Annotated in this window: 8 protein-coding genes and 2 pseudogenes; 5 read left to right on the top strand and 5 right to left on the bottom strand. The window is 59.9% G+C overall.

Annotated elements, in window-relative coordinates:
- Nucleotides 1-103: 103 nt before the first annotated feature.
- From BLR85_RS26805 to BLR85_RS26790, 4 genes and pseudogenes are all read right to left on the bottom strand, one after another.
- Nucleotides 104-460 (bottom strand): hypothetical protein, encoded by a 357-nt coding sequence (locus tag BLR85_RS26805; protein ID WP_093164598.1) that lies wholly within the window; start codon nucleotides 458-460, stop codon nucleotides 104-106.
- Nucleotides 461-587: 127 nt separating this feature from the next.
- Nucleotides 588-1,280, bottom strand: a pseudogene (locus BLR85_RS26800) (recombinase family protein); the annotation flags it as partial.
- Nucleotide 1,281: 1 nt separating this feature from the next.
- Nucleotides 1,282-1,725 (bottom strand): DUF2924 domain-containing protein, encoded by a 444-nt coding sequence (locus tag BLR85_RS26795; protein WP_093164593.1) that lies wholly within the window; start codon nucleotides 1,723-1,725, stop codon nucleotides 1,282-1,284.
- Nucleotides 1,725-2,021, bottom strand: coding sequence for a DUF3489 domain-containing protein (locus BLR85_RS26790; protein WP_093164590.1), 297 nt, complete (start codon nucleotides 2,019-2,021; stop codon nucleotides 1,725-1,727). Before BLR85_RS26790 ends, BLR85_RS26795 begins: the two co-directional genes overlap by 1 nt.
- A gap of 827 nt (nucleotides 2,022-2,848) precedes the next feature.
- On the opposite strand from BLR85_RS26790, the gene BLR85_RS26785 reads away from it, so the two are divergent.
- The 5 genes from BLR85_RS26785 to BLR85_RS26770 all read left to right on the top strand — a co-directional run bounded on the left by BLR85_RS26785 (nucleotide 2,849) and on the right by BLR85_RS26770 (nucleotide 8,540).
- A complete protein-coding gene (locus BLR85_RS26785) occupies nucleotides 2,849-3,982 on the top strand; it encodes a carboxylate-amine ligase (RefSeq protein WP_093164587.1) in 1,134 nt (377 codons plus the stop codon).
- 86 nt (nucleotides 3,983-4,068) lie between these two features.
- On the top strand, nucleotides 4,069-5,283 hold the full coding sequence (locus tag BLR85_RS26780) for an alpha/beta hydrolase (protein ID WP_170844799.1): 1,215 nt from the start codon (nucleotides 4,069-4,071) through the stop codon (nucleotides 5,281-5,283).
- Between the two features lie 49 nt (nucleotides 5,284-5,332).
- Nucleotides 5,333-6,592: an ATP-grasp domain-containing protein gene (locus BLR85_RS29695; protein ID WP_212635177.1), complete on the top strand. Its 1,260-nt coding sequence runs from the start codon at nucleotides 5,333-5,335 to the stop codon at nucleotides 6,590-6,592.
- Nucleotides 6,573-7,304: an esterase family protein gene (locus BLR85_RS26775; protein WP_068318237.1), complete on the top strand. Its 732-nt coding sequence runs from the start codon at nucleotides 6,573-6,575 to the stop codon at nucleotides 7,302-7,304. The genes BLR85_RS29695 and BLR85_RS26775 overlap by 20 nt, the downstream gene beginning before the upstream one ends.
- Before the next feature lie 15 nt (nucleotides 7,305-7,319).
- Entirely contained in the window at nucleotides 7,320-8,540 is a 1,221-nt protein-coding gene (locus BLR85_RS26770) for an ATP-grasp domain-containing protein (RefSeq protein WP_093164580.1), read from the top strand.
- A gap of 276 nt (nucleotides 8,541-8,816) precedes the next feature.
- Here BLR85_RS26770 and BLR85_RS26765 read toward each other — a convergent pair.
- Nucleotides 8,817-9,125 (bottom strand): annotated as a pseudogene (locus BLR85_RS26765) (IS630 family transposase); the annotation flags it as partial.

Raw genomic sequence — 9,125 nt, 5'->3', positions numbered from 1 at the left:
ATTCAATCGCCATATCGGACACTCACATAATTGGTTCGCGTGGTAGCCCCCCACACAGTCACTATCCACCGTTCCACAGTCCCTTGCACGATAGCCGATAGGGTTAACGCAGGGATGATTTGAAAACAGTTGTCTGTATTTCGGCGCCATTGTTCGCGCACACCGACATTCCGGCATCGCGGGCGGCTTGCTTGCGGCTACTAGGGACGCCAGCGTCCTTAGTAGAATTGCCGTGGTGGTTGTGCGCCGGTTCAATCTGGTTGATCAGTTCCCCGGCGCGGCGGATCGCAACTTCGCGGCGCAGGAGAGCGAGCAACAGCGTTGAACCTTGTTCTGCGATCGGAAGGTAGAGCCGCAATGCGGGCAGGTCCGGGTGTCGGGGTATAGGTAGTTCGGCCGGCAAGCGGGCGAGCAGTAGACCGTGCCCCGGATCTTGCTCACGTCGATCGGCCCGCCACATGTCTTGCACCGCCGGCCCGACAGTTCTTCGATCCGCGCCGCTTTCTCGTCCCGCTTCAACTCGATCGCGTGGCACCGCTTCGAGCAGTATTTCTGCCGCGCGGAGCATGGCCACATGTCCTTGCCACACCCCGCGACATGACGTTGCCACCGGGACAGTTGCCGCTCTGGGTGACGTAGCGCTTAGATCGCAGTCCGATGCGGGAGGCCTCCCGTGCCACTTGGTTCAGCGCACGATGCTCATCGTAGAGCGCGAAGACTTTGCGAACTGTCCGGGCTTCGGCCTCATTGATCACCAGCGTGCGGCCGGCTTTATCGTAGCCAAGCGGAACGTAGCCGCACATCCAGAGACCCTTCTTCTTCGAGGCGGCAATCTTGTCGCGGATCCGGTCCGCCGTCACCTCACGTTCGAACTGGGCGAAGGACAGAAGCACGTTCAGCGTGAGCCGCCCCATGCTGGTGGCGGTGTTGAATGCCTGGGTTACCGAGACGAAGGAGGCCTGCGCCGCATCCAGGCGGTCGACCAGCTTCGCGAAGTCCGGCAGCGAGCGAGTCAACCGGTCGATTTTGTAGACCACGATCTGGTCGATCATGCCGGCATCGACGTCAGCCATCAGCCGCTGCAGCGCCGGCCGTTCGAGCGTGCCGCCGGAGATCCCGCCGTCATCATAGTGCGCCTTCAGCAACACCCAGCCTTCGTGGCGCTGGCTGGCGATATAGGCCTCGCAGGCCTCCCGCTGGGCATCGAGAGAGTTGAAGTCCTGGTCGAGCCCCTCCTCCGACGACTTGCGAGTATAGATGGCACACCGGATCCGTGCCATCTCAGCTTGCCCGCCTTTCCGTCAGGCCGAAGAACCGAGGTCCGCTCCAGTTCGCGCCGGTGATCCTGCGCGCCACCGCCGACAGGGAGCGATAGCTCTGGCCGTCCAGAACGTAGCCGGAAGCGGTGACTTCAACGCGATAGGTCCGGCCGTTCCATTCCCGCACCAGGTGCGCACCGGGAGACGGGGCCGGTGAAGCCTTCCCCTGCCCTGCTCCGTTTGGCATGGCCGACTTCAGCACCCGCCGAACCGGCACGGAATACCAACCCAGAACCCGACACTGGAGATCATGGATCAGCACCCGCTGCAGGAACCGGATCGAGAGGTATTTCGGCGGCGGGCCTCCAAAGGAAGCCTCCCATCGAACCAGGCACCCTGCCCGGTCGAACGCCTCGATCTCCCGGATAAGCTCCGGGAGATCGGTTTGCAAAACCCGGCGGGCCATCACGTCCGGCGCGGTGCCACGATGCGGTAGACCATGTCCACCTCCCCTGTCTCCCTCTGAACATCGAGACCTGCCTTGCGCAACCCCGAAATCACTGCCCGCACCGTATGCGGCTGCCAGCCGAACTCGGTCACCAACTGATCCAGCGAAGCGCCCTCGGGCGCCTCCAGGCGTTCCCGGAGACGTGCCTTCTTGGACCTGGCCGGCGCACTGTTCGCGTTCGCCGCAGCGGGTTTTGCCTTGCGCCGTGTGCCGGTGGTTCGCGTCGTTCGTCTCGTCGTATTCGATCGTGCCATCTTGCTCTCCACATTGTCCGTGACCGGATCATTCCGGTCCCCGTACTGCGTGGAGCCCGGCGATCCGGGCGGTTGGCTGTAGCCAATGGCTGTGTCGGCACAACGGCAGTACCGCTCGTCAGGAGCCAGTAGTCCAGTGGAATTTCTCACCAAACCGCCGAAATCCAGGACGCGAATGTCCGCTGCGATAGTGGTCGGTCATTCGACAGTGCGAGAAGATTTACTGCCTCACGTCAGGTCCCGGTCGATTGGTGCAAATGTGACGGTGCGCCCTTCGCACAGGCAGAAACCTGAAGGAAGGGCGGGGACCGGTCGTTCGCTGCGATTTTGGCGAAGGTCAGGTTCCCCCGGTGTAGAGTTGTGTGAGACACCTGTTTGGGTGAGAGCGCCCCCCCGGAGAAGGAAGGGCCATGACAGATGAAGAGAGAGCCAATGCGGGCGTTTCATTTCGTGGCGCGCCCATTACGCTGGTGACGAGCCGCCCGTTGCGCCGCCGCGGCGGCGCAACTAAGCCGGGCGGAAGCAGGAGGTGGTGCTGAGGAACTTGGGTGGCGAGGACCTGGAGCTGGTCAGCCGCGAACTTGGCATCACTGCTGCCGATGTGAGCGGCTGGCGAGACAGCTTCCTGGCCGCATCTGGAAGGCTAGCCTGAAAGCCTTGCCAAAAATTGCGACCGCTGCTCCGAAACCCTCAACACGATATCGCCGGAAGGGTTTGGAGCATCATTCGATGCGCCTATCCGAGCTTTGTGGCTTGGGCTCTACCCGGAGAATGGCTTGACGTAAGTGATAGCCATCTAAAGGGTGTTATGGAGTGTGGAGAACATCATGGACGACGAAGCATTCTCGATCGGAATAGAAGAGGAATACCTGCTCGTGGACCCGGAAACGCGCGCTCTTTGCGCGCGGCCGCCGCGGGAGTTCATGGTAAAATGCCAGAACCTTCTCGGACCTAAAGTGGTACATGAATTTCTGCAGAGCCAGGTTGAAATCGGCACCAACGTCTGCGAAACGATCGCCGAGGCACGAGAGGATCTTCGTCACTTAAGGGAAACTGTTGCGCAATGCGCCAAGGATTTCGGCATGCGCATGATCGCCGCCTCGACCCACCCCTGGGCGCATTGGAGCGAGCAGGAACCGGTCGACATGGAACGCTACCGGATCCTGGGGGCGGAACACCGGACCCTGGCGCGCCGCATGGCGATCTGCGGCATGCACGTCCACGCCGGCATTAACGACAAGAACCTCAGGGTCGACTTGATGGGCCAGGTAACCTATTTCATGCCGTACCTGTTGGCGCTCAGCACGTCCTCCCCGTTCTGGGAAGGCCACGATACCGGCCTCAAGGCGTTTCGCCCTATCATCATTGGTGACTTACCGAGGTCGGGATTCCCCGAGGTGTTCGACAGCTGGAGCGACTGGACCGAACTTCTTGACGATCTTGCGGCAACTGGAATGGTTATGGATCCGTCGAAGATCTGGTGGGACATCCGGCCTTCCGGCAAGCATCCGACGTTGGAGATACGGATCTGCGATATCTGCACGCATATCGCAGACGGTCTGACGATCGCCGCGCTGTACCAATCGATCCTCGCCTACCTGTTCCATCTGCGGCGCAGCAACGAACGCCGCCGCACCTATCGCCGTATCCTGCTGGCCGAAAACAAGTGGCGAGCCATGCGCTACGGCGTCGAAGCCGAGATGGCGGACTTCGGCAAGCGCAAGCTGTTGGCATTCGCCGACCTAACCGACGAACTCGTGGAGTTGCTGCGGCCATTTGCCGAAGACCTCGGGTGCATCCGTGAAGTCGAGCATGCGCGGACGATTGCGCGTCGTGGCACAAGTTCCGACGAACAATTGCGTATTTTCAACGCGGCGCTTGCGCAAGGCGCGACAGAACATAACGCGCAGGTCGCCGTGGTGGACTGGCTCATCGAGGAGAGTGCCAGCACGGGTGAATGACAGGCCCGCCGAATTCTCCAACGTCGGCATTGTGCGCAACCGCAAGACCCCTTACCTCGAATGCGTGGAGCCATGAGGCGACGCGCTTGAAACCAAATCAGCAGGTCGTGAATACCGTGAACGTACAACCCAACATGGAGGATGCTCGTCGCCATGATAACGGGGCAGGCCAGGTGCATCCACATCTGCGGGATTTCCTTGCTGCCGAGGACAGGTCCTCGCCCGCCGTCGACCGTTTCCTGTCCGGGCTTTCGTCGCCGCTCGTCGAACCGGGCGCATTGACGTTTCTGTGGCGCGGCGAAGCGCATGCGGTCGAGATCCTGCGATGGATCAATGCTGGAGTGAACAGGCAGCGCTTTCAGCGTCTCCCCGAAAGTGACCTATGGTTCCTCAGGCTCCCCGTCGCGGACGGGGGGCGTTTCGAGTACAAACTGAACGTGGTTAGGGCTCATGGCGACGCCTGGGTTCTGGACCCGGCGAATCCGCATCGCGCCGGCGATCCGTTTGGAGAGAACTCCGTCGCGATGACGCACGGCTACGCTCGACCTGAATGGAGCCTGGAACGTGGCGCTCCGCGTGGACGCATGGAAGAAATTACCGTCGATAGCGACGTCTTTGGCCGTTCCCGGACCGAACGGGTCTATTTGCCCAACGCCTACGATAATGGCCGGGACTTTCCGTTGGTCGTGATCCATGACGGTGGCGATTATGACGAATATGCCGACCTGACCACGTCGCTGGACAATCTGATAGAAGCCGGAGATATCCCGCCTCTCGTGGCCGTGTTGATACAAGCCGACGACAGGATGAGCGAGTATCCGAACGGGCGGCGCCATTCGCGCTACGTCGTGGGCGAGCTATTGCCGGCGGTGACCAACCGGTATTCGATCTCTACGAGGGCTCAGGACCGCGTGCTCCTTGGCGCAAGTCTTGGCGCGGTCGCATCGCTGGCGACAGCGTTTCGGTTTCGCGGGGTTTTCGGTGGCTTGATCCTCAAATCCGGGTCCTTTGTTCTGGATCCCGACAAGTTGAGGCGACGTTCGAATCCGGTATTTCACCGGGTTGCCCACCTGGTCGAGGTTGTCCGCCGTGCACCGGCACCTGAAGCAACGAGGGCCTTTGTCTCGACTGGCGAGCTGGAAGGATTGGCGACGGAAAACAAGGCATTGGCCAAACTCCTAGCGGAGCAGGGCATTGATGTCTTGTTCCAGAGCTCCTGGGATGGTCATCATTGGCATAACTGGAGGGATCAGTTGCGGAACGCCCTAATGTGGGTCCTGCCGGTGCAACCGAGAGAATAACTGGCGTTCGATGCCCGTGCAGCGCCGGAATGAATGGGGGGATATTTCCATGGCCAGAAGCACCAAGCAAGTCGGACTCTCGTTGGGAGCAGACATCTGCTGGCCCATTGCCTATGAAAGTTTGTTCGAGGCGCTGACCCGCGACGGGTTGAAGATTGGCAAAAACACCTATGACTTTGCCTTGGAACGGGTGACGATCGAACCCTTCAGCCTTCACCAGCCGGTGAAATACGACGTGGTAATTGACCGGCTGACACATTGGTATTCGACAAGCCGCGAATGGATCAAGAAGGCCATCCTGATGGATGACCTCTACGTCTACAATAACCCCTGGTCACTGCAGTCGAACGAGAAACACACCAGCTATGCTGCGATGCTGCGGCTGGGCCTTCCCGTGCCAGAGACATGGATGCTGCCGCCCAAGGCCTATGACCCGTCAGACGACCTGGAAGCGACGCTGATCAAATATGCGCGGATGTTCAGCCTCGACGAGATCGGCGACAAAATCGGTTATCCGTTCTTCATGAAGCCCTACCATGGCGGCGGCTGGAAGGGCGTGACCAAGATCGACAATGCACAGGAGCTGCACCGCGCCTACGATGCCAGCGGCACTGAGATCATGAACTTGCAGGCGGCTGTGCTGCCGCATGATTTTTTCGTCCGAAATGTCGGGCTCGGACCGCAGGTCCGGCACGTAAATTATGATCCCGGCGCACCGTTGCACGACCGTTATCGCCAGGACATCAATTTTCTGGACGAGGTGGACCAGCAGACGCTCAAGGACATGACTCTGACGATCAATGCCTTCTTCGGCTGGGATTTCAACTCCTGCGAGGCGCTCCGGCAAAATGGCAACTGGCATCCGATCGACTTTGCCAACGCCTGCCCCGACAGCCAGGTCACGTCGCTGCACTATCATTTTCCGTGGCTGATCAAGGCCAACCTGCGCTGGTCGTTGTTCTGCGCCGCGACGGACCGCGCGATGCGCAAGAACATGGATTGGCCTCCGTTCTACAAGATCGCCGACAGCGATCGGTCTCCTCGTGAAAAGCTGACCGAATACGCCAAGATCGCCCACAAACGGTTCGAGACAGAAAAGTTCCGGCGCTTCTGCAAGAACCAGCTGAAGGATCTGGACGAGCTCGCCTATGACTTCTTCGGATCGGAAAAGCTGCACGATGCGATCCGGCAGAAGGTCGAGGCGTTGTTTCCACATCACGAGCACGACGAGTTCACGCAGTTATTCTGGGACAGGATCCAGCTGTGGCGCGAGCAGGAAGGGAAGTTCGGTGACAAAGACGGTTTCTAGGTGGAGGTCGGACAGGCTTCATCGCGACATATCGCTGGTCCGCTGGGGCACCTTTGGCCAGCCTGTCCTGCTGTTTCCCACCGCGGGCGGCGATGCGGAAGAGATCGAGCGGATGCACGTGATCCGGGTGCTTGATCCAATCATCTCGGCCGGGCGCATCAAGGTCTACTCCTGCGACAGCGTCGCCGGCGCTGCTCTCGCGTCCAAGGAAGGGTCGGTTGAACATCGCTGCTGGATCCTCAACCAGTTCCACGAATACGTCGCACACGAAGTGGTTCCGGCGATCCGTGCCGATTGCCGAGACGGCAGCATCGAAGTGGTCGCTGCCGGCGCGTCGATCGGGGCGTTCAACGCCGTCGCTGTAACCTGTCGATATCCGCATCTGTTCCGCACGGCGCTCGGCATGAGCGGCACCTATGATCTCGAACAGCTTATGGGGTTCCAGGGAAACCAGGACTACTATTTCTCCTCGCCCCTGTCCTTTTTGCCCGGGCTGGAGGGGCCGACTCTCGATATGCTGCAGCGCCGGTTCATCGTCCTGCCTGTCGGTCAAGGTCGGTGGGAAGATCCATCTGAGAGCTGGCGGATGGCTGGTGTCCTTGGTGCAAAGGGCGTGCCAAATCGGGTCGACCCTTGGGCCGCGACCTACGATCACGACTGGCCGACCTGGCGCGAGATGTTGCCGCTCTACCTAGACGATATCGTCGCCTGACATGGGAGCGTGGCCTTGAACATCATCTTCATAGAACCGGGCTTTCCAGCTAATCAGAGAGAATTCGTCCGCGCACTTTACTCGATCGGGGCAGATATTTACGGCATCGGCGAACGGCCCGTGGATTGGTTGGATGCCGAGACACAGGCGAGGCTCACAAATTACCAGCAGATAGAATCGGTCACCAACGAAGGCGCTCTTGAGTGGGCCGTACGGGACGCCCAGTCAAAGGTCTGGATCGATCGTATGGAAGCGACGGTCGAGGCACACACACTTCCTGTGGCACGTGTCAGAGAACGCTGCGGCATTCCAGGATTATCCGCGAGAACGACCTACCTGTGCCGCGACAAGGTCGCCATGAAACAGGTGCTCCGGACCGCAGGCATACCGGTGGCCGCGTCGGGCGGAATATCGAGCCTTTCCGAAGCTTGGGATTTCGCCGAAGCGGTCGGCTATCCGCTGATAATCAAGCCACGAGATTCCGCCGGAGCAGCTGGCACCTACCGGGCCAATAACGCCGCCGAGTTGGAACATGCAGCCCGCGCGGCGGGCGTCGCCGATGGTGCACTGGCTGCGATCGAGGAGTTCATCGAAGGCCACGAAGGGATCTACGACACCGTGACCGTCCATGGCGACGTCCAGCACGAGTTTGTTGGACACTATTATCCGGGCGTTCTCGAGGCTATGCGCACGCGCTGGATCTCGCCTCAGCTGATTTCAACAAACGCGGTCGAGGCGGACAGATATTTCGAGCTGCGGGAAATGGGACGGCGCGTGATCGGCGCGCTCGGGATCACGACGGCCCCGACCCACATGGAGTGGTTCTTTGGGCCGAAAGGGCTCAAGTTCTCGGAGATCGGTTGCCGTCCGCCCGGTGTCGGGCAGTGGGACAGCTACTGCGCGGGCAATGAGTACGATCTCTATCGGGAATGGGCGCTCGCCGTTTGCCACCACACGAGCGATGCCCGTCCTTCACGCCGTTATGCTTGCGGAATCATCGCTCTGCGACCCGAATGCGACGGGCACATCACAGGCTACGAAGGCACAGAGACGATCTTTGGCAAATACGAAAACTTAGTCGTCGGCCAGCACTTTCCGTCACCAGGAACACCGACACAACAGGTGGAGGCGGGATACATGGCCAATGCTTGGATGCGTGTCCGGCACGAAGACCACGATACCTTGCGCGCGATCCTCAACGAAATAGGCGAGACAATTCGCGTTCGCGCGCGGTAGATTGAAACCGCGTAGGTAGGTCTTGCCTGATAAACTTGGCGTGAGGCGTAATAGGCCATCGGGTACCGTTCAATAATTGAAAAACGCCACCCTTTAACACACTTCAATACGATCAGGGAAATCATGCTAATTGCGTTGAAACCGTAATTTCGTTTTGCGCTTTCTCTCAGGAATGTCGAAGGCCATCCGCTCGAAAGCGGTATCAACGTGAGCAAAGATTCGCTTCGGTTCGCCGAACCAGACTTTTGAAGGCTACGGAGAGCTAGTCACCCGAATCTAAAGTTCGCCGCATAGGGTTTGGGTTCGCTGGCAGAACCGCTTGACCGATGCGAGGATTTCATCGGCGGACTTGACCCATCTGTATGGTTTGGGGTTCTCGTTGTGTGCTTCGATGAAGGCGGCAATGTCGGCCTCCAGTTCGGCAGTCGAACGATGGACCCCGCGCTGCAACTGCTTGCGGGTCAATTCAGCGAACCAGCGTTCGACCTGATTGATCCATGATGCCGAGGTGGGCGTGAAGTGGACATGCCAGTGCGGACGGCGGGCGAGCCATGCCTTGATCCTGGGCGTCTTGTGCGTTGCGTA

This window comes from Aliiruegeria lutimaris, from assembly GCF_900099935.1.
GTDB lineage: Bacteria > Pseudomonadota > Alphaproteobacteria > Rhodobacterales > Rhodobacteraceae > Tropicimonas > Tropicimonas lutimaris.
Note: the sequence above shows the minus strand (reverse complement) of the source record. Positions and strands in the feature narration are given on the sequence as shown.